This is a genomic window from Halomonas sp. HG01, from assembly GCF_000968715.2.
Lineage (GTDB): Bacteria > Pseudomonadota > Gammaproteobacteria > Pseudomonadales > Halomonadaceae > Halomonas > Halomonas halophila.
Genome location: NZ_CP022134.1, coordinates 1,620,570 through 1,640,139 on the forward strand (window position 1 = coordinate 1,620,570; position 19,570 = coordinate 1,640,139).

General features: G+C 64.6%; 15 protein-coding genes. 4 read left to right on the top strand and 11 right to left on the bottom strand.

Annotated elements, in window-relative coordinates:
- Positions 1-3: 3 nt before the first annotated feature.
- The 4 genes from UN84_RS07700 to metH all read right to left on the bottom strand — a co-directional run bounded on the left by UN84_RS07700 (position 4) and on the right by metH (position 7,468).
- Positions 4-522, bottom strand: coding sequence for a DUF934 domain-containing protein (locus tag UN84_RS07700; RefSeq protein ID WP_046078663.1), 519 nt, complete (start codon positions 520-522; stop codon positions 4-6).
- Positions 515-2,167, bottom strand: coding sequence for a nitrite/sulfite reductase (locus UN84_RS07705; protein WP_046078664.1), 1,653 nt, complete (start codon positions 2,165-2,167; stop codon positions 515-517). The genes UN84_RS07700 and UN84_RS07705 overlap by 8 nt, the downstream gene beginning before the upstream one ends.
- Before the next feature lie 140 nt (positions 2,168-2,307).
- Positions 2,308-3,636 (bottom strand): MATE family efflux transporter, encoded by a 1,329-nt coding sequence (locus UN84_RS07710; RefSeq protein WP_046078665.1) that lies wholly within the window; start codon positions 3,634-3,636, stop codon positions 2,308-2,310.
- Positions 3,637-3,766: 130 nt separating this feature from the next.
- Entirely contained in the window at positions 3,767-7,468 is a 3,702-nt protein-coding gene (metH, locus tag UN84_RS07715; RefSeq protein WP_046078666.1) for a methionine synthase, read from the bottom strand.
- A 304-nt stretch (positions 7,469-7,772) separates the two neighbouring features.
- Between metH and nfuA the strand changes: the two genes are divergently transcribed.
- Positions 7,773-8,363, top strand: coding sequence for a Fe-S biogenesis protein NfuA (gene nfuA / locus UN84_RS07720; RefSeq protein ID WP_046078667.1), 591 nt, complete (start codon positions 7,773-7,775; stop codon positions 8,361-8,363).
- 53 nt (positions 8,364-8,416) lie between these two features.
- On the opposite strand, the gene UN84_RS07725 is transcribed toward nfuA, so the two are convergent.
- Positions 8,417-9,472, bottom strand: a complete 1,056-nt coding sequence (locus UN84_RS07725; protein WP_046078668.1) for a DNA-binding protein — start codon at positions 9,470-9,472, stop codon at positions 8,417-8,419.
- Positions 9,473-9,843: 371 nt separating this feature from the next.
- Here UN84_RS07725 and UN84_RS07730 point away from each other — a divergent pair, with 371 nt between their 5' ends.
- Entirely contained in the window at positions 9,844-11,004 is a 1,161-nt protein-coding gene (locus UN84_RS07730) for a tyrosine-type recombinase/integrase (protein WP_046078669.1), read from the top strand.
- Positions 11,005-11,032: 28 nt separating this feature from the next.
- Positions 11,033-11,452, top strand: a complete 420-nt coding sequence (locus UN84_RS07735; RefSeq protein WP_107181897.1) for a SufE family protein — start codon at positions 11,033-11,035, stop codon at positions 11,450-11,452.
- A gap of 92 nt (positions 11,453-11,544) precedes the next feature.
- Here the strand turns inward: UN84_RS07735 and yidD are convergent, their stop codons facing one another.
- From yidD to UN84_RS07765, 6 genes are all read right to left on the bottom strand, one after another.
- On the bottom strand, positions 11,545-11,901 hold the full coding sequence (gene yidD / locus UN84_RS07740) for a membrane protein insertion efficiency factor YidD (RefSeq protein ID WP_046078672.1): 357 nt from the start codon (positions 11,899-11,901) through the stop codon (positions 11,545-11,547).
- A gap of 4 nt (positions 11,902-11,905) precedes the next feature.
- Positions 11,906-12,346, bottom strand: coding sequence for a phosphoribosyl-AMP cyclohydrolase (gene hisI / locus UN84_RS07745; RefSeq protein ID WP_046078673.1), 441 nt, complete (start codon positions 12,344-12,346; stop codon positions 11,906-11,908).
- 12 nt (positions 12,347-12,358) lie between these two features.
- The gene (locus tag UN84_RS07750) at positions 12,359-12,811 is read right to left on the bottom strand and encodes a Fur family transcriptional regulator (protein ID WP_046078674.1); all 453 of its coding nucleotides are present in this window, start codon (positions 12,809-12,811) and stop codon (positions 12,359-12,361) included.
- A gap of 89 nt (positions 12,812-12,900) precedes the next feature.
- On the bottom strand, positions 12,901-13,890 hold the full coding sequence (locus UN84_RS07755; protein ID WP_046078675.1) for an alpha-L-glutamate ligase-like protein: 990 nt from the start codon (positions 13,888-13,890) through the stop codon (positions 12,901-12,903).
- Positions 13,891-13,894: 4 nt separating this feature from the next.
- On the bottom strand, positions 13,895-15,406 hold the full coding sequence (locus tag UN84_RS07760; protein ID WP_046078676.1) for an inactive transglutaminase family protein: 1,512 nt from the start codon (positions 15,404-15,406) through the stop codon (positions 13,895-13,897).
- A 41-nt stretch (positions 15,407-15,447) separates the two neighbouring features.
- Positions 15,448-16,161, bottom strand: coding sequence for an ATP-dependent zinc protease family protein (locus UN84_RS07765; protein WP_237022383.1), 714 nt, complete (start codon positions 16,159-16,161; stop codon positions 15,448-15,450).
- A 670-nt stretch (positions 16,162-16,831) separates the two neighbouring features.
- On the opposite strand from UN84_RS07765, the gene UN84_RS07770 reads away from it, so the two are divergent.
- Positions 16,832-19,570 (top strand): DNA methyltransferase, encoded by a 2,739-nt coding sequence (locus UN84_RS07770; protein ID WP_046078677.1) that lies wholly within the window; start codon positions 16,832-16,834, stop codon positions 19,568-19,570.

The following is a 19,570-nucleotide window of genomic DNA, read 5'->3' on the forward strand; positions in this document are numbered from 1 at the left end:
GCGTCAGGCGACTTCGCCCTTGTGAGCCTCGCGCAGGCGACGGCGGAACAGCGGTTCCGGATCGTCGGTGCCGGGCTGGTAGCTGCGGCTGAAGGTGCTCAGGGCGTTGAGGGCATCCTCGACGATCTGATCCTCGCGCAGCAAGAAGGCGTCGAAACCGCAGCGCGACATGTAGAACAGCTGGTCGATCAGCACGTCGCCGATGGCGCGGATCTGGCCCTGGTAGCCGTGCCGCTCGCGCAGCAGCCGGGCAATGCTGTAACCGCGGCCGTCGGTGAACTTCGGGAAGTCGATGGCCACCAGCGGCGCGGCGTCGAGCTCACGCGCCAGCGCGTCGGTCATCTCGGTGTCGCTGGGCAGCCAGGGGGCGACGTCGTCGCCCTTGCTGGAGGCCTGCCAGTCGGCCAGCGGCAGCAGGGCCGGCTGGCCCTCGGGGCGCTGGGTGGCGTCCTCGCAGAGGACCCACTCATCGGTCACGACGCGGCGGTCGGCGATCAGGGGGCGAGAGGTCTGCTCAGGCATAGACACGCTCCTTGAAGGGTTTGAGGCCGATGCGGCGATAGGTGTCGAGGAAGGTCTCGTCGGGGGTGCGCTCGCCGACATAGACCTGCAGCAGCTTGTCGATCACGCCCGGCACGTCCTCGCGGTAGAAGGAGGGGCCGAGGATCTTGCCGAGCGAGGACTCGTTGCCCTGGCTGCCGCCCAGCGAGATCTGATAGTACTCCTCGCCCTTCTTGTCGACGCCGAGGATGCCGATGTGGCCGACGTGGTGGTGGCCGCAGGCGTTCATGCAGCCGGAAATGTTGAGCTCCAGCGGGCCGAGGTCGTAGAGGAAATCCAGGTCCTCGAAGCGCTCCTGAATGGACTGAGCCACCGGGATCGACTTGGCGTTGGCCAGACTGCAGTAGTCGCCGCCGGGGCAGCAGATCAGATCGGCCAGGGTGCCCACGGTGGGGTTGGCCAGGCCGAGCTCGTCGAGGCGCTGCCAGAGTTCTTCGATGCGGTCCACGGCCACGTCGGTGAGCACCAGGTTCTGCTCGTGGGTCACGCGCAGTTCGCCGTAGCTGAATTCGTCGGCCAGGTCGGCGATGGCGGCCATCTGCTCGGAGGTGACGTCGCCCGGCGAATGCTCGCGGCGCTTCAGCGACAGGGTCACGGCCTTGTAGCCGGGGACCTTGTGGTCGGTGACGTTGTTGGTCACGAAGCGACCGAAGGCACGGTTCTCGGCGCGCAGGGTCTCGTAGGCCTCGATCGCCTCGGTGCCGATCTCGCGACGTTCGGGATCGACGAAGTGCTCGGCCACGGCCGCCACGGCCTCGTCGGTGAGGGTCTGGGGGCCGTCCTTGAGGTGCGCCCACTCTTCCTCGACGCGGCGACGGAATTCGTCGATGCCGAGTGCCTTGACCAGGATCTTGATGCGCGCCTTGAACTTGTTGTCGCGGCGGCCAAACTGGTTGTAGACCCGCAGGATCGCCTCGAGGTAGGTCAGCAGGTGCTGCCAGGGCAGGTCCTCGCAGACCGTGTTACCGATCATCGGGGTACGGCCCAGACCGCCACCGGCCAGCACCTTGACCCGCACCTCGCCGGCGTCGTCGCGCCAGAAGCGCAGGCCCACGTCATGGACCTGGATCGCCGCGCGATCCTCTTCGGCGCCGGTCACCGCGATCTTGAACTTGCGTGGCAGGTAGGCGAACTCGGGGTGGAAGGTCGACCACTGACGGATCAGTTCGCACCACGGGCGCGGGTCGACCTGCTCGTCGGCAGCGATGCCGGAGAACTGATCGGTGGAGGTGTTGCGGATATCGTTGCCGCTGGTCTGGATGGCGTGCATCTGCACGCTAGCCAGGTCGGCGAGGATGTCCGGCACGTCCTCCATCTTGGGCCAGTTCAGCTGCAGGTTGGTGCGCGTGGTGAAGTGGCCGTAGCCGCGGTCGTAGCGTGCGGCGATCTCGCCCAGCTTGCGCAGCTGGTAGGCGGCCAGCATGCCGTAGGGAATGGCGATACGCAGCATGGGCGCATAGCGCTGCACATAGAGGCCGTTCTGCACGCGCAGCGGCAGGAATTCCTCGTCGCTGATCTTGCCCTCGAGGTAGCGACGCATCTGGTCGCGGAACTGGGCGACGCGTTCGTCGACCAGGGTCTGATCATGGGTGTCGTAGCGATACATTCAGCGCTTACCTGAAACGGGGAAGTGGCGAAGCTTGGCGACTACCTTAACGGGTCGCAATTATTCTATAAAAGAATAAATCTTCATAGTTTATATTCGAAACGGAATGAGTACTGGGCCTGTTCATCGGCACTTTTCGCTCATACCGCCAACCGCTGCCAACCCCGGTGCTGCCAGATCAGCATGAAACCGAGGGAGTTGAGGCAGCGATAGCCGAGCTGGATCCACCAGATACCGAGCAGCCCGGCCTCCTGATGCACGCCGACCCACCAGGCCAGCGGCAGGAATATCATCCATTGTAGCGTCAGGGTGAGGGTCATCACCGTACGCTGGGCGCCGGCGCCGAGCAGCGCCTGGGCGAAGACCAGGGCCGCGGCGTCGAGCACGATCATCGCTGCCGTGAGCTGCAGCGGCAAGCGGCCCAGCGCGATCAGCGCCTGGTCGTGCAGGAACAGCCCCAGCACGGCGTCGGGCAGCACCACCATCGGCAGGGCGATCAGCGCCAGGCAGGGAAAGGCCAGGCGCACCACGTCCCAGCCCCAGCGGTGGGCGTCGCGATGGTCGTGACGGCCCAGCGACTCGCCGACCAGGCTCATCGCCGCCATGCCCAGCCCCACGCCGGGCAGGATCAGCAACAGCGACAGGTTCACCAGCACGTGGCCGACCGCCACGCTGGCGGTGTCGATCCGTCCGAGTATCCAGAACAGCACCGCATAGCCGGCGGCGAACCATATCTGCTGGAAGGAGTGTGGCACGGTCAGGCGCAGCGTGGTGGTGAAGGTGACGGCGCAGGGGCGGCGCGTCAAGAAGCCGCTCGAGCGCGCGTGACGCAGGCTATGCCATGCCCACAGGCCGAGGCCGGCGAACAGCGACAGGGTGGTCCCGGCACCGGCCCCGGCACTGCCCATGGCGGGCAGGCCGGCCAGGCCGAAGATCAGTCCCACGCTCGCCACCACGTTGATCAGGTGCATGGCCAGGATGATACGCAGATAGAGGCCGGTCTGCTGGATGCCGTTCCAATAGCCGCGAAAGCAGAAGATCATCGCCACCGGCACCAGCGACGCGACACGCCACTGGAAGTAGCCGGCCGCCTCGGCGTTCACTGCCGGGTCCTGATTGATCAGCGCCAGCAACGCCGGCGCCTGCCACAGGCACAGCAGGGTCAGCGGGCCGGCCACGGCCAGCGCGATCAGCAGGCCTGCGTTGAGCGACACGGCGCGGCGCGTCCAGTCCTGCTCGCCGTGGCGGCGCGATGCCTGGGCTTGTACCGCCGACGATAGCCCGAAGACCACGGCGGTGATCAGGAAGATGGCGTAGCCGCCGATGCCCACCGCGGCCAACGGCACCTCGCCGAGCGAGCCCACCAGGGCGGCATCGACGAGGTTGAGCAGGCTCTGGGTGAGCATGCCACCGATGATCGGCAGGGCGAGGCGCAGAATGGTCTGGCGTCTGGAGGTCTCAGGCAGCATGCCGGCCTCCATGGATCGACTGGACGAGGGGGAGAATGGTCTGACGACGAGAGGGTTCAGGCAGCATGCCGACTTCCAGGAATGACGAAACCGGGCCCGCTGAGCGGGCCCGGAGCGAGCGAGACGACCATCAGCTGGGGTCGTAGGAAAGCACCGGCGACAGCCAACGCTCCATCTCGGCCTGCGTCATGCCCTTGCGCTCGGCCAGCGCCTCGACCTGCTCGCGGGTGATCTTGCCGGTCGAGAAGTACTTCGACTGCGGGTGGGCGAAGTACCAGCCGGACACCGCGGCGGCGGGCCACATGGCGAAGCTGTCGGTGAGCTCGAGGCCGGCGTTGGCCTCGGCCTCGAGCAGCCGGAACAGGGTCGCCTTCTCGGTGTGGTCGGGGCAGGCCGGATAGCCCGGCGCCGGGCGGATGCCCTGGTACTTCTCGGCGATCAGCGCCTCGTTGTCGAGGGTCTCGTCGGCGGCGTAGCCCCAGAACTCCTTGCGCACCCGCTCGTGCATGCGCTCGGCGAAGGCCTCGGCGAAGCGGTCGGCCAGCGCCTGGACCATGATGGCGTTGTAGTCGTCGCCGGCGGCCTTGTAGCGGTTGGCGAGCTCCTCGACGCCGTGGCCGGTGGTGACGGCGAAGCCGCCGATCCAGTCCGGCTTGCCGGATGCCTTGGGCGCGATGAAGTCGGCCAGGCTGTAGCAGACGCCCTCGCGGTTCTTGGTGGTCTGCTGGCGGATATGGTGCAGACGCTCGATGACCTCGCTGCGTGACTCGTCGGCGTAGACCTCGATGACGTCGTCATCGACGGCGTTGGCCGGCCACTGGCCGATCACGCCGCGGGCATGAACCAGCCCCTCGTCGATCAGCTTGCGAAGCATCGCCTGGGCGTCGGCGAACAGGCTGCGGGCCGCTTCGCCGACCACCTCGTCGTCGAGGATCTTCGGATACTTGCCGGCCAGCTCCCAGCTCATGAAGAACGGCGTCCAGTCGATGCGCTCGACCAGCTCGTTGAGGTCGTAGTCCTCGAACACCTTGAGGCCGGTGAAGCCGGGCGCCGGCGGTGTGTAGCCGTCCCAGTCGAGGACCGGCTTGCGCGCACGGGCCTCGGCGTAGCTGAGGTCGGCCGCCTTGGGGCGACGCTTGGCGTTGCGCTCGCGCACGACCTCGTACTCGGCGCGGATCTCGGCCACGTACTCCGGTTTCAGCGCCGGCGACAGCAGCTTGCCGGCCACGCCCACGGCCCGCGAGGCGTCGGTGACGTAGATCACGGGATGCTCGTAGCCCGGCTCGATCTTGACCGCGGTATGGGCCTTGGAGGTGGTGGCGCCACCGATCAGCAGCGGGAGCTCGAAGCCCTGGCGCTGCATCTCCTTGGCCACGTGGACCATCTCGTCCAGCGACGGGGTGATCAGCCCGGAGAGGCCGATGATGTCGGCGTTCTCTTCCCTGGCGGTCTGCAGGATCTTCTCCGCCGGCACCATCACGCCGAGGTCGATCACCTCGTAGTTGTTGCACTGCAGGACCACGCCGACGATGTTCTTGCCGATGTCGTGGACGTCGCCCTTGACCGTGGCCATGACGATCTTGCCCTTGGTTTGAGTATCCTCGCTCTTTTCCGCCTCGATGTAAGGCAGCAGGTAGGCCACCGCCTGCTTCATGACCCGCGCCGACTTGACCACCTGGGGCAGGAACATCTTGCCGGCACCGAACAGGTCGCCGACCACATTCATGCCGTCCATCAGCGGTCCTTCGATCACCTCGATGGGGCGCGCGGCCCGCTGGCGGGCGAGCTCGGTATCCTCCTCGATATAGGCGGTGATGCCCTTGACCAGGGCGTGCTCGATGCGCTTCTCGACCTCCTCGTTGCGCCACTCGAGGTCTTCCTTCTTGGCGCCGCCGGAACCGTCACCCTTGTATTCGTCGGCGATCTCCAGCAGGCGCTCGGTGCTGTCGCTGCGGTGATTGAGCACCACGTCCTCGACCGCCTCGCGCAGCGCCTCGGGCAGGTCGTCATAGACCGCCAGCTGGCCGGCGTTGACGATGCCCATGGTCAGCCCGGCGCGGATGGCATGGTAGAGGAACACCGAGTGGATCGCCTCGCGCACCGGGTTGTTGCCGCGGAACGAGAACGACACGTTCGACACCCCGCCGGAGACCATCGCGTGGGGCAGGTGCTCGCGGATCCAGCGGGTGGCCTCGATGAAGTCGACGGCGTAGTTGTCGTGCTCCTCGATGCCGGTGGCGATGGCGAAGATGTTGGGGTCGAAGATGATGTCTTCGGCAGGGAAGCCGATCTCGTCGACCAGCAGGCGATAGGCGCGCTGGCAGATCTCGGTCTTGCGCGCGAAGGTGTCGGCCTGGCCTTCCTCGTCGAAGGCCATCACCACGATGGCGGCGCCGTAGCGCATGCAGCGGGTGGCCTGCTCGCGGAAGATGTCCTCGCCTTCCTTCAGCGAGATCGAGTTGACCACCGCCTTGCCCTGAATGCACTTGAGGCCGGCCTCGACGATCTCCCACTTGGAGGAGTCGACCATGATCGGCACCCGGGCGATGTCGGGCTCGCCGGCGATCAGGTTGAGGAATCGCACCATGGCTTCCTGGGACTCCAGCATGCCCTCGTCCATGTTGACGTCGATGACCTGGGCGCCGTTCTCGACCTGCTCCAGGGCCACCTCCAGGGCGGTGGTGTAGTCCTCTTCCTTGATCAGGCGCTTGAAGCGCGCCGAGCCGGTGACGTTGGTGCGCTCGCCGACGTTCACGAACAGCGAGTCGTGGGCGATGTTGAACGGCTCGAGGCCGGACAGCCGGCAGGCCAGCGCGCGCTCGGGCACTTCACGGGGCGCGGTGTCCCGGATCGCCCGATGGATGGCGGCGATGTGCTCGGGGGTGGAGCCGCAGCAGCCGCCGATGATGTTGACCAGGCCGCTGGCGGCGAAGTCGGCGACGATGGCGGCCATCTCCTCCGGCGTCTGGTCGTACTCGCCGAACTCGTTGGGCAGCCCGGCGTTGGGGTGCGCCGAGACGAAGGTGTCGGCCTTGTCGGAGAGCTCCTGCAGGTAGGGGCGCAGCTCCTCGGCGCCCAGCGCGCAGTTCAGGCCCACGGAGATCGGCTTGGCGTGACGCACCGAATTCCAGAACGCCTCGGTGGTCTGGCCCGACAGGGTGCGGCCGGAAGCGTCGGTGATGGTGCCGGAGATCATCACCGGCAGCCGCTCGCCGCGATCCTCGAACAGCTCTTCCAGGGCGTAGATGGCGGCCTTGGCGTTGAGAGTGTCGAAGATGGTCTCGATCAGAATCAGGTCGCTGCCGCCCTCGATCAGCGCCTCGGCGGCCTCGCGATAGTTGTCCCGCAGCTCGTCGAAGGTGACGTTGCGCTTGGCCGGGTCATTGACGTCCGGCGACAGCGAGGCGGTGCGCGAGGTCGGGCCCAGCACGCCGGCCACGTAGCGTGGCACGCCGGTTTCCTCGACCACGGCGTCGCAGACCGCACGGGCCAGGCGGGCCGACTCGCGGTTGAGCTCGGCGACCAGGTCTTCCATGCCGTAGTCTGCCTGGGACAGGCGGGTGCTGTTGAAGGTGTTGGTCTCGACGATGTCGGCGCCGGCTTCCAGATAGTCGCGGTGGATGCGCGTCACCAGGTCCGGGCAGGTCAGTGCCAGCAGGTCGTTGTTGCCCTTTAGATCGGTGGGCCAGTCGGCGAAGCGCTCCCCGCGGAACTCTTCCTCCGACAGCGCGGCATTCTGCAGCATGGTGCCCATGCCGCCGTCGAGCATCAGGATGCGGTGGCGAAGACTGTCGGTCAGCGAAGCGGTCAGGGGAGTCGGAACGGCGGCCATGGGTCGAGTCTATCTCCAGCGATAAGGGCATCGGGGCGCGACAGCGGCGCATATTTATGAGGTGTAGCGCTCGTCACGGATCGGCGCGAGGCCGGACAAACGCCGCATCTTAGCAAAAGCCGACGTCCCGCGGCAGGGTCGCGACGAGAGCGTCCTTCATGTCGTGCGTGACCGGTTTTCATGCAGCCGCTTGGGGTATAACCCAGTGCGGCGGTCGGGATTGTCAGGGTTCGGGCAGTCGCTTACCATAGTGGCAGACCCTCATCCCGGCCCGACCGTGCCGGGCTCGACCAGCGAGAGAGCAATGAGCGACAGCATTCAGATCACCGACAGCGCCCAGGATTACCTTGCCGAACTGCTGGCCAAGCAGAACGTCGAGGGTATCGCCGTGCGCATCTTCATCACCCAGCCGGGCACGCCCTATGCCGAGACCTGCCTGGCGTACTGCCGCCCCGGTGAGGAAGAGCCGACGGACGAGCGTCTGGAACTCGACAAGATCGTCGTCTACCTCGACAAGAACAGCATCGCCTTCCTCGAGGAAGCGGTGGTCGACTTCAACGCCGACCGCATGGGCGGCCAGCTGACCATCAAGGCGCCCAACGCCAAGATGCCCAAGGTCAACGAAGACAGCCCGCTGGCGGATCGCGTCAACTACGTGCTCTACAGCGAGATCAACCCGGGGCTCGCGGCCCACGGCGGCGAGATCAAGCTGGTCGAGCTGACCGACGAGCAGGTGGCCGTGCTGGCCTTCGGCGGCGGCTGCCAGGGCTGCGCCGCGGTCGACCTGACCCTCAAGGAAGGCGTCGAGAAGACCCTGATGGAGCGCATTCCCGAGCTGGCCGGCATCCGCGACGTGACCGACCACTCGGACACCACCAACGCCTACTATCAATAGGGCCAGGTCAGTGGCGATGGCCGGCGCCGACGACGCGCCGACCAAGTCGTGACCTAGTCCTGGCTGTCCTGGTTCTCGGGCCCCGCATCGTCGGGGCCCGAGGCGTTTTCGGCCGCGGCCTCGAGCCGGGCCTGGCTCTCCTGCATCTTCTCCAGCGATGACCACAGTCGCGCCTCGAGCTGCTGCTCCAGGGCTTCCACGCGGGCCTGGCGGCTGGCGAGGGCCGCCTGGGCGTCCTCCAGTCGGGCGCCCAGGCGGGTGCGTTCCTCGTCGAGGCCGGACCGGGCGGTTTCGGCATCGCGCCGCGCCTGCTCCTCGGCGCGACGCTTCTTCTCTTCCTCCTTGAGGGCATCCTGCAGCGCCTGTTGCTCCGCCTTGGCGCCCTCCAGGCGCTTCTCCAGCCGCTCGTGTCGCGTGGCATGGGCCTTCTCGGCGGCCTGGCGTTCCTGACGGGCCTCGTCGAGCAGCCCCATCAGCCTCGCCTCGGCAGCCTCGTGGCGCTGCTCCTCCTGGGTGAGCCGCGCCTGGTGCGCGGCTTCCAGCTCTTCCTGCGCCTGACGTTGAGCCTGGGCCTGACGTTCGAGCTCGTCCTGCAGTTCGTCCAGGCGTGTCTCAAGCCGGCCGCGGACCTCGCGCTGACGGGTGGTCTCGGCCTGCAGGGTGTCGTGCTCTGCCTGCAGGCGGCTGAGCTCGGCGGTCCGCTCGTTGAGGCGCTCCTCACTGTGAGTCAGGTGGGACGACAGGGCGTTCTCGCGCTGTTCGGCGTCCTCGGCGCGGCGCTCGGCGGCGGCCACGGCCTGCTGCGCCTCGGCGACCTTGTCGTCGGCCTCGCGGCGGTAGTGGGCCAGGGCCTCGTTGGCGGCGTCCTGGGCCTGCTGCCACAGCGACTCGGCGAGCTCCTGGAGCGGTGCCGGCATGCCGCGGGGCGGCGGCACGTCGCGGTTCTCCTCGCGACGCTTTCGCCATTCGCGCAGATGCTCGCTGATGGTGGTGAAGCTGCCGGTGCCGAGCGTCTCGCGAATCCGCTGCACGCTGGGCGCCTGCCCGGCGGCCATCAGCTCGTCGATCGCTCGCTGCACGTCTTCAAAGCGTACGCCGCTGCGCGCCATGCCGTTCTCCTCGTCTCGTGAGCCCGCCCGTCGGGACTTTCAGATCGCACTATACCCGTCCCGGGTGTCGGGATAAAGATAATTACATTAAACGTAATGCGTAATTTACATTATCAAAAGAAGCAAACAATCAAGATTACGCGGCTTATCTTGATTATTCTGGTCGTGACGCCGATACTGCGGCCTGGTGGGGCAGACGATTGAATTCAAAGGGCGAAATGCGGATGAAAGCTGGCGGGAAGGGTGGTCAGGCGCCTGGCTAGGTCGCCCGCTGCGACACAATAGTCACGAGGGAGGTGTAAACGGCCGTGGAAAGAGACAGCGAGAAGCCGGGCGCGCTGATCGCCCGGGCGGCGGCGCTGAACGAGGCGATGGGCGATGTAGTGAGTCGGGACGAGCCGTCGACGACATCGACGCTGGCTCCGGCCGCCGGACACGCCCATATCGCCGCGACCAGCGATGCCGAGGCGGTGGCCCAGTGGCTCGGCGAGTATCGCGCCAGCCCCAACACTCAGCGGGCCTATCGGCGCGAAGCGGAGCGGCTGCTGCTGTGGCTGGCCGAACAGGAGCTCGCGCTTTCCGAGGTGCGCCGCGATCATCTGGACGCCTTCGAGGCCTTCCTGGCCGATCCGCAGCCCCGCGAGCGCTGGGCCGGGCCGACCCGGCCGCGCCACGACCCGCGCTGGCGGCCGTTTCGCGGCCCGCTGTCGCCGGCCAGCCGCCGGCAGTGCCTGGTGATCCTGCAGGGGCTGTTCGCCTGGCTGGTGGAGGCGGGTTGGGTCGGGCACAACCCGTTCCGGCTGATGCGCGACAAGCGCCGCCGGCTGGACAATCGCCAGGGCAGGGTGGAGCGCTACCTGGAGAAGCCGCTGTGGGACTGGCTATGGCGGTGGCTGAACGAGGCGCCGGGCGAGGACGCCACGTCGCGGGCACGCTTCGAGCATGAGCGCCGCCGCTTCGCCTTCGGCTTCGCCTACCTGCTGGCCCCGCGGATCGGCGAGATGGCAGCGGCCCGCATGCACGATGTCCACCGCCGCGAAGGCCGCTGGTGGTGGCACACGGTGGGGAAGGGTGGCAAGGCGGCGAGCATCCCGGTGCCGCCGGACATGATGCGCCTGCTCGGGGAATGGCGAACGGCGCTCGGTCTGGCGCCCGAGCCGGGGCCGGACGAGGTCATGCCGCTACTCAGGGGGCTCGACGGCCGGCGCGGGCTCGGCGAGAACCGGCTCTATCGGCTGATGCGCGAGACCTTCGCCCGGGCGGCGGATACCCTGGCGGCGCGACAGGGCGCCGAGAGCACCCGCGAGGTGACGCTATTGCGTCGCGCTACCCCGCACTGGCTGCGCCATACCGCGCTGACTCACCAGGCTCAGGCCGGCGTCGAACTGCGCTATCTCGCCGAGACGGCGCGCCACTCGCGGCTTGACACCACCGCCCGTTACCTGCACGCCGAGGACGCCGAATGGCATCGTCAGCAGTCGCGTCACGGGCTGTCGCCGGGGGCGGACAACGACGGGGGCCAGCCGTTATAATGGCGTTAACCGTTTCAAGGAGTGTTGCATGACCACGACCGCCGAACAGGCCCAGCAGGAACTCTTAGACGAGTTCGAAATGTTCGACAACTGGATGGACCGCTACCAGTACATCATCGACATGGGCAAGCAGCTGCCGGCCTTCCCCGAGGAGTGGAAGCGCGACGAGCTCAAGATCCAGGGCTGCCAGTCCAACGTCTGGATGCACCACGAGCGCGACGGCGAGCGGCTGCGCTTCCAGGCGATCTCCGACGCCGCCATCGTCTCCGGGCTGATCGCCGTGCTGATGCGCATCTACGATGATCGCCGTCCGGAGGACATTCGCGACACCAGCCCGCACTTCCTCAAGGACCTGGGCCTCGACAAGCATCTCTCGCCGACGCGCAGCAACGGCCTGAATGCCATGCTCGAGCGCATCTATCGCGTCGCCGAGCAGGAGGCCGCCTGAGTCCAGGCCCACGAGCCGGCGATACGAGACCGCCCGCGATGGAGACATCGCGGGCGGTCTGTGTTCAGGCATGGATACGCCTCGTGCTGCGGCTACCGCGCGGCCTTGTCGTTTGGCGATGCCTCTTCGCTACCGCGACAGCGGAAATGCTCGTCGAGCTCGGGGTCTTCCCGGCACAGCCGTTCGCTGGGGCCGCCGGGCACCGGGTCGATGCCGCCCTCGGCGCCGGGATGGCAGCGCAGGAGGCGGCGCAGGCCCAGCCAGCCGCCCTGGAGCGGGCCGTGGACCTTCAGCGCTTCGGCCGTGTAGTGGGAGCAGCTTGGCCAGTAGCGACAGCGCGGCCCGAGCAGCGGGCTCAGGATCAGCTGGTAGGCCCTGACCAGGCCCAGCAGGGGCCAGGTCAGGAGGCATCCGGCGAGGCGCCGGACTCGGCGGAGCGGGGCGGTCATGGCCTCAGCGCTTGCCGTAGAGGGCCTCGGGCTCGATCAGCGGCGCCGAAGTGATGCGCGCATCCTCGCCCTCGAGGGAGACGTAGAAGCAGCTGCGACGGCCGCTGTGACAGGCCGGCCCGGTCTGGTCGACCTGCATCAGCAGGGTGTCGCCGTCGCAGTCGAGGGCGGCGCTGCGCAGATGCTGCTGCTGGCCGGAGGATTCGCCCTTGCGCCACAGCTTGCTCTTGGAGCGCGACCAGTAGCAGACGCGACCGGTGGCCAGCGTCTCTTCCAGCGCTTCGCGGTTCATCCACGCCATCATCAGCACCTCGCCGCTGTCGTGCTGCTGGGCGATGGCGGGAATCAGGCCGTCATCATTGAAGCGGATGGCGTCGAGGATCTCGCCGAGCGGATAACGGCTGTCGAGGGAGGCGCCTTCCAGGCGCTTGAAGGTGTCGGTCATGGGGCGTCCGGCTCAGGAGGTGGCAATGGCCGACCGGCAGGCCTCGCACCGGCCGAGCAGCTCGATGGTCTGACGCTGCACGACGAAACCGAGCTCTCGGGCACGTTGGCCGAGGCGCTCGTTGATGTCATCGAGGTGCAGCTCCTCGACCCGCCCGCAGTCGCGACAGATCAGCAGCTGGAAGCCATGGGCGTGTTCCGGGCAGGGGCAGGCCACGTAGGCGTTGAGCGATTCGATGCGATGCACCAGCCCCTGGTCGATCAGAAACTCCAGGGCGCGATACACGGTGGGCGGGCGCGCCGAGGCGTGCTCGGTGGCGAGGCGATCGAGCAGCTCGTAAGCCTTCAGTCCGCCTCGGGTGTCGGCGATGATCTGCAACACCCGCTGGCGGATCGGGGTGAAGCGCACGCCGCGCTGGCGGCACTGTCGCTCGGCCTGTTGTATCAGGGCGCTGGTATCGGTCATGCGAGCCATGCGGTCGAGGATTGAGGGAGCCATTCTACGCGCCCGGCATGGCCCGAGCCAGCCGTGGTGGGTGAGAAGGGCGCGTCGCTTCAGGCCTCGGCCGCCTCGCGAGCTTCCTGCGCCACTCGCTCGAGCTCGCTGCCGCGGGCGAAATGGTGCTGGGCGAAGGCCACTCGAGCTTCCGGCGAGACACCTTCCGGCTGGCGTTCGATGAGGTCGAGCCGCTTGCGCAGTCCCTCCCCATTGGCCATCTGGATCGCCAGACCCGGCCGGGCGTTGAGTTCCAGCAGCATCGGCCCGTGCTGGCGATCGATCACCATGTCGGTGCCGAGATAGCCCAGCGAGGTCATCTCGTAGCAGCCGGCCGCCAGCTCGAGCAGCGTCTTCCAGTCGGGAATGCGCAGGCTGGCCAGCTCGTGTCCGGTATCCGGGTGGTCGTGGCGGGCGCGATCGAACTGCACGCCGCGAATCGCCGTGCCGCTGGCGATGTCGATGCCCACGCCCACCGCGCCCTGGTGCAGGTTCGCCTTGCCGTCGGAGGCGGCGGTCGAGAGGCGCATCATGGCCATCACCGGGTAGCCCTGGAAGACGATCACGCGGATGTCCGGCACGCCTTCGTAGCTGTACTCGGCAAAGGAGGCATCGAAGTCGATCAGCGCCTCGATCACCGCCACGTCCGGCGATCCGCCCAGGGAGTAGAGCCCGGAGAGGATGTTGGAGACGTGGCGCTCGACGTCCTCGAGGCTGAGATGAGCGCCGCTGGGCTTGACGAAGTGCGCCCCGTCACGCTTCTCGATCACCAGGATGCCCTTGCCGCCGCTGCCCTTGGCCGGCTTGATCACGAAGCCGCCGTGGGTGGCCAGCATCTCGTGGATGCGCTTGACGCCAAACTGCGTCGACACCGTACCGATCAGCGCCGGAGTGGTGATGCCGTACTGCTGGGCGAGCAGCTTGGTCTGGAGCTTGTCATCGACCAGCGGATACAGCCGGCGGTCGTTGTAGCGCCCGATGTAGCGGATGTTGCGCTGGTTCATGCCGATGATGCCCTTGGCGCGCAGCTTGCCCGGAGAGGTCCACATGGGCTCAGTCCTCCGTGACGGGCTTGAAGCGACGCAGCTCCAGCAGCCGGTAGCCGGTGTAGTTGCCGAGCATCAGGATCAGCGCCATCAGGATCAGCTGCACACCGAGGAAGTTGAAGGTGATATGGCGAATCCAGGGATTGTTCATCGCCAGGTAGGCCAGCACCGCGGTGAGCATGCTGCCGCCGCCCTGGATCAGTACCTCCTTGGGACCTTCCTCTTCCCACAGGATGGACATGCGCTCGATGGTCCACGACAGGATGATCATCGGGAAGAAGGTGATCTGCAGGCCAGCGTTGAGGCCCATGCGGAAGGACACCACCGAGAACAGCGAGATGATGGCGATGACCGTGATGATCACCGCCGTGACCCTGGCCACCAGCAGCAGGTTCAGGTACGACAGGTAGTTGCGGATCACCAGACCCACGGCCACGACCAGCAGGAAGCCCACGAGCCCGGTCACCAGCGAGGTCTGGATGAAGGCCAGCGCGATCAGTACCGGCATGAAGGTGCCGGATGTCTTGATGCCCACCAGTACCCGCAGCAGCACCACCACCAGTGCGCCGATGGGAATCAGCAGGATGGTCTGGAACAGCGCCTGTTCCTCGAGCGGCAGGCTGTGGATCGAGAAGTTGAGCAGGGTGTCGGCATCCTTGGCCAGCTGGCTGCGCACGGCGGCAGCGGCGGGCTGGTTGCGCGAGATCATCGAGAAGCTGATCCGCGAGTTGGTGCCGCCCTGGACCTCCAGCACCGATTGGCCGGCATTTTCCCACAGCAGCAGGTTGTCCGGGCGGCCACGCTCGCCGTTGGTCGGGTCGAACAGCGCGCTCTCGTCACCGTCGTAGACCTGGATCCAGGTGGTCAGCGTCTGACGGCGACGGCCGTTCTCCAGCTGCAGGCCGCTGACGTTGCGGGCCTGGACGTCGGCCTGGTGGAGCAGCCGAAGCAGCAGCGGTGCGCGGTCGAACTGGGTCAGCAGCAGGCGGACGTTTTCATCGCGACGCTCGTCGCTGAACTCGCTGATCAGCTGCTGGGTGAAGGTGAAGGCATCGGCGCTGCGCGACCAGGCATCGTCGATGACTTCCTGGGCCGCGGTGTCATAGGGAGGCTCCCAGACCACATTGGCCGCCGACCGCGGAGGCGGCACCTCGGCGGGCTTGGCGTTCTCGGCGACGAGCACCTGGGCGCTGTAGTAGAGCTGCTGGTTGCCACGGGCCTCGCGCACCGACCACAGGGCGCGGCGGGCGCCGTCTTCCTCGAGATAGTTGAGGCCGTAGCCGGGAGAAGCGGTGTGCTCGGTAAGGACCCGGAAACCGGGCTGGGTCGAGGGCAGGGCCATCTCGACCTTGGCGGGGCCGCCATCGGCCTGGAAGTTGACCTGGGCCTCGATCTCCCAGACCTTGCGCTGTTCGCCCGGCGTCCAGGGGACCTCGAACTGGACGTGGCGATGAACGCTCATGGCGATACCGGTGACCAGCAGCAGGGCGACGATCAGATAGAAGGGCAGTCGGGACATGTCGGCTTCCTTGGGCGCGGGACGCTCGGCCTATGCAGAAATCAGGGGCTCGGTGCCGCGTCGGGTGTCTCGGTCGTGTCGTCGGCTTCCGTTGCCGACGATGAAGCGTACTCGGGGCGTGCATAGATATGGCGGCGCGCCACGTCCACGATGGTGATGTCCATCAGGAAGCGCCGCCCCAGCAGCACCGGATAGTCGAGGTGGGTGCGATCATTGAGAGTGAATTCCACGCTCTCGCGCAGCGGGCCCAGCGTCACCAGCTGACGAATCACGGGGCGCGAGGCTTCGCCATTGGCCTGGACGATCTTGACCCGGCGCTCCACAGGGGCCTCGATCCACTGGTCGCGCATGCTCTCGACCACGGTGTCCTCGTCGTTGAGCCCCAGCTTGAAGCGGACCCAGTCCTCACCGTCGCGCTCGAACGGCGTGATCTCGGTGGCCGACAGCGACGAGGTCTGGGCGCCGGAATCGATGCGGGCTTCCAGATAGGTGCCGACCTGCGGCAGGCCGATCCATTCGCTGCGACCCACCAGCGTCTTGTTGTCGAGACGCTCGTCGGCCACCGGGCAGTCGCGTGACGCCGGCTCATGGCGGCTCTCGTCGCGTATTGACTCGAGTTCGCCGCGCACGTTTCGGAGCAGGTAGCCGACCTCGCGAACATCGGCCCGCAGGCCGAGCTGTTCCTCGCGATGCGTCGCCAGGGCCTGGAGGTTGGCATCACAGCGTGCGGTCAGCTCGGTTTCGAGTCGATCCATGCGATTCGCGAAGGCCTGTTGCGAGACCGGCTGGGGCGACGCTTCGTGCTGGGGCACCAGACCGCAACCACCGAGCGATAACAAGGCGGCGAGAGGTGCAATCAGCAGGGGGCGAATCGGCATGTCGACGACATCCTTGGCTCAGGCGAGTGGAGAGGCTAACGCCTCGCGAACTGACGGGATGATAAGGAGCAGGGAGCAGGCTGTCCATGTCGCGGCGGGGAGGAAGACGGTGGCAATGCGGGGTTACAGGAGAGCCTCTCCATCATTGCCATTGCCTCGATTTAACATGTATGCACACCAAACGATGTACATTCTTATTTATAACAATCAGTTATGTGAAATTTCGTGTCAACTCAGTCCTCGTGTTCCTTTCTATATAGGTAGTCTCCTACTTGGTAAAAGCAAGACTGCCACGTCCTCGCGAAAAGGCCTCTCTCAATGATCACGTAGCTGACAGTGCTGCAATCGTTTCTAACCCCCGCTCTCATCAATGGCGAGAACCGTTCGCAGTGGCGGCCCTTGAGTGCTCGGGTGACAGACCTGCCTCGCAGGGGTTTGGTATCCTTCAGAAGGAAAAAGTGACACCTACCTAAGTGCTTAGTAGGCTTACAAAAGATAACGATCTATGGGCTTCCTAGGGAGCCCGCACGCAGGGAGCACCCCCCATATGGCCTTCGACCAAACCTATTGCATGGATACTCTCGCCGCCGCCACGCGGCCTGAAGCGGACAGCAGTGAGTTCATCTACGCCTTCCTAGATGCCTACGCCTTCCCCAAGGCCACCATCACCCAGGTTCGTAATAGCGGGCAGCGCAACGTTGCGAGCCGCAAGGACGAGGGGCATGTGGCCCTAAAGAACTGGCTCTACTTTATGCCAGTGCGCCAGGGTGAGAGCATCCATGAGTCTCTTCAGATGCTAGCTGACGAGGAAGAGCCTGCCCGGCACAAATGCCGCTTTTTGGTGGTGACGGACTTCGGTGAGCTGACGGCACTGGACACCAAGACCGATGAACGCCTTGAGGTCGTTTTCAGCGAGCTGGCCACCCAATATCTGTTCTTCGCCCCAATGGCGGGTCTGGAGCGCACCGAGCACTTCGAGGAAGCGTCCGCCGACCTGAAGGCGGCGGCCAAGATGGGTCGACTGTTCGACCGCCTGAAGGAGGTCAACGAGTTCAGCACGCCCGAACAGCTACACGCCCTCAACGTCTTCCTGACTCGCTTGCTATTCTGCTACTTCGCCGAAGACACTGGCATCTTCCCCAAGAACGCCTTCACGAAGGTCATCACTGATGCCAGTGGTGAGAACGGGGAGGAATTGCCTGACCTACTTGCCCAATTATTCCGGGTGATGAACCAAACGGAGAATGAGCGCTCAGCTGACCTGGCCGCTCACATCGCCCAGTTCCCCTACGTCAACGGCGGTCTGTTCCGTGATGACCTGCCCGTACCCGAAATCCGCGGTAAAGGGCGGCGGATGATGATTGAGTGCGGCCAGCTCGCCTGGGAGGCGGTGAATCCGGACATCTTCGGCTCGATGTTCCAGGCAGTGGTGGACGAGGAAAGCCGTGATGCCATGGGCCAGCATTACACCTCCGTGCCCAATATCTTGAAGCTGCTTCGCCCCCTATTTCTCGACAAGCTCTATGCGGAGTTACACAAGGCGAAGGGCAACCGCAAGAAGCTAGAAGCACTGTTGGAGCGGCTGACGCGGATTCGCGTGTTCGATCCTGCGATGGGTTCGGGTAACTTTCTGATCATCTCCTACAAAGAGCTTCGCCGGTTAGAGATGGCGGTATTCCGGGCGTTGCAGGAAGTATCTGGCCAGCAAGAAATGTTTATGAGCGGAATTCGGCTTGATCAATTTTATGGAATTGAAATCGCTGATTTTGCTCATGAAGTGGCTCAGCTATCTCTTTGGTTGGCTGAACACCAAATGAATATCATGTTCGCCAAAGAATTTGGCCGCGCTGAACCAATGCTGCCGCTGAAGGATAGCGGGAATCTTGTTCTAGGAAATAGCCTCTGGATCCATTGGGAAGATGTTTGCCCAATTTGCGATTCAAAAGAGGTTTATGTTTGTGGAAATCCCCCTTATCGCGGTGCCTCTTATCGATCTTCTGAGCAAAACGACGACATGGATGAAGTGTTTAAAGGATTTAAGAAGCATCGATATCTTGACTACGTTTCTAGTTTTTTATGGAAGGGGGCGCAGTATATTAGAAAGGGCGGAGAGCTGGCTTTCGTTTCAACAAACTCAATCTGCCAGGGAGAGCAAGTCGCAATGCTCTGGCCGCCGATTCTTGATCTTGGTGTTGAGATTGGCTTCGCTTACCAGACCTTCTCATGGAAAAATAGCGCACAGATGAATGCCGGTGTCCACGTAGTAATAATCGGGATGTCGTCCGCGCCAGATTCAAAAAAATTGTTTCAAAAAGTTGATGGTAATTGGCGAGCAAAAGAGGTTAGTAACATTAGTCCATATTTGCTCGAAGGCGGGAACACGGTTGTTCAGAGCCGACGCCAGCCTCTCGTGGGCTCCACCATAATGACCAAGGGGAACCAGCCCACAGATGGTGGAAATCTTATATTGAGTCGCGAAGATCGAGTTGCTCTTTTGAAGGCGGAACCTGGTGTCGAAAAGTGGATCAGAAGGCTATTGGGATCCCAAGAGTTTCTTCAGGGAAAGGAGAGGTGGTGTTTATGGCTCGGTGAGGCCAGCGAATCTGATATTCACAGCATGCCCTTGGTGCATGAGAGAGTTATGCGTGTTAGAGATATGCGCCTTTCAAGTAAAAAAGAGATGACAAAGCGGCAAGCATCTACCCCGCATATTTTTGGTGAAATTCGTCAGCCGAGCACTGGAAGTTATATTTTGGTTCCTCGTGTAACTTCAGAAAGAAGAGATTATGCGCCAGTAGGCTTTTTTGATAGTGAGGTTATAACTACAGATCTTGTCCAAATGGTTGTAGGTGGGACCCTATATGACTTTTCGATGCTGTCTACACAGATGCATATGGCATGGCTTCGGCTAGCTACTGGTAGGTTGAAGAGTGACTACCGCTATTCTGCAAAACTTGTCTATAACACTTTTCCTTGGCCCGAAGCTTCCGAGCGGCGGCGCCAGGAAATAGAGAAGCTCGGGCGCGTGGTGATCCTTGCCCGTGCCGCGCACCCCGACAAGACCATGGCGCAGCTCTACGACCCCGATAAGATGCCCGAGGACTTGCTTGAGGCCCATCAGGCGTTGGACGGTGCCGTGGAGAAGCTCTACCGCGACCGACCTTTCCGAGATATCGCTGAGCGTCAGGAGTATCTGCTGGCTCGCTATGAAGAGTTGATTGAGACTGAGAAAGCAGCGAAGACAAAAAATAGGAAATCCCGCAAAGCTACAGCAGTGGAGGGCTAA

Coding starts and splice junctions, on each gene's coding strand:
- UN84_RS07765 (WP_237022383.1), bottom strand. CDS start 16,161: ATGGATCGACTCGAAACCGAGCTGACCGCACGCTGTGATGCCAACCTC.
- yidD (WP_046078672.1), bottom strand. CDS start 11,901: ATGACCGCCCCGCTCCGCCGAGTCCGGCGCCTCGCCGGATGCCTCCTG.
- nfuA (WP_046078667.1), top strand. CDS start 7,773: ATGAGCGACAGCATTCAGATCACCGACAGCGCCCAGGATTACCTTGCC.
- metH (WP_046078666.1), bottom strand. CDS start 7,468: ATGGCCGCCGTTCCGACTCCCCTGACCGCTTCGCTGACCGACAGTCTT.
- UN84_RS07705 (WP_046078664.1), bottom strand. CDS start 2,167: ATGTATCGCTACGACACCCATGATCAGACCCTGGTCGACGAACGCGTC.
- UN84_RS07755 (WP_046078675.1), bottom strand. CDS start 13,890: ATGTGGACCTCTCCGGGCAAGCTGCGCGCCAAGGGCATCATCGGCATG.
- UN84_RS07730 (WP_046078669.1), top strand. CDS start 9,844: ATGGGCGATGTAGTGAGTCGGGACGAGCCGTCGACGACATCGACGCTG.
- UN84_RS07725 (WP_046078668.1), bottom strand. CDS start 9,472: ATGGCGCGCAGCGGCGTACGCTTTGAAGACGTGCAGCGAGCGATCGAC.
- UN84_RS07735 (WP_107181897.1), top strand. CDS start 11,033: ATGACCACGACCGCCGAACAGGCCCAGCAGGAACTCTTAGACGAGTTC.
- UN84_RS07750 (WP_046078674.1), bottom strand. CDS start 12,811: ATGACCGATACCAGCGCCCTGATACAACAGGCCGAGCGACAGTGCCGC.
- UN84_RS07760 (WP_046078676.1), bottom strand. CDS start 15,406: ATGTCCCGACTGCCCTTCTATCTGATCGTCGCCCTGCTGCTGGTCACC.
- UN84_RS07700 (WP_046078663.1), bottom strand. CDS start 522: ATGCCTGAGCAGACCTCTCGCCCCCTGATCGCCGACCGCCGCGTCGTG.
- hisI (WP_046078673.1), bottom strand. CDS start 12,346: ATGACCGACACCTTCAAGCGCCTGGAAGGCGCCTCCCTCGACAGCCGT.
- UN84_RS07770 (WP_046078677.1), top strand. CDS start 16,832: ATGGCCTTCGACCAAACCTATTGCATGGATACTCTCGCCGCCGCCACG.
- UN84_RS07710 (WP_046078665.1), bottom strand. CDS start 3,636: ATGCTGCCTGAGACCTCCAGACGCCAGACCATTCTGCGCCTCGCCCTG.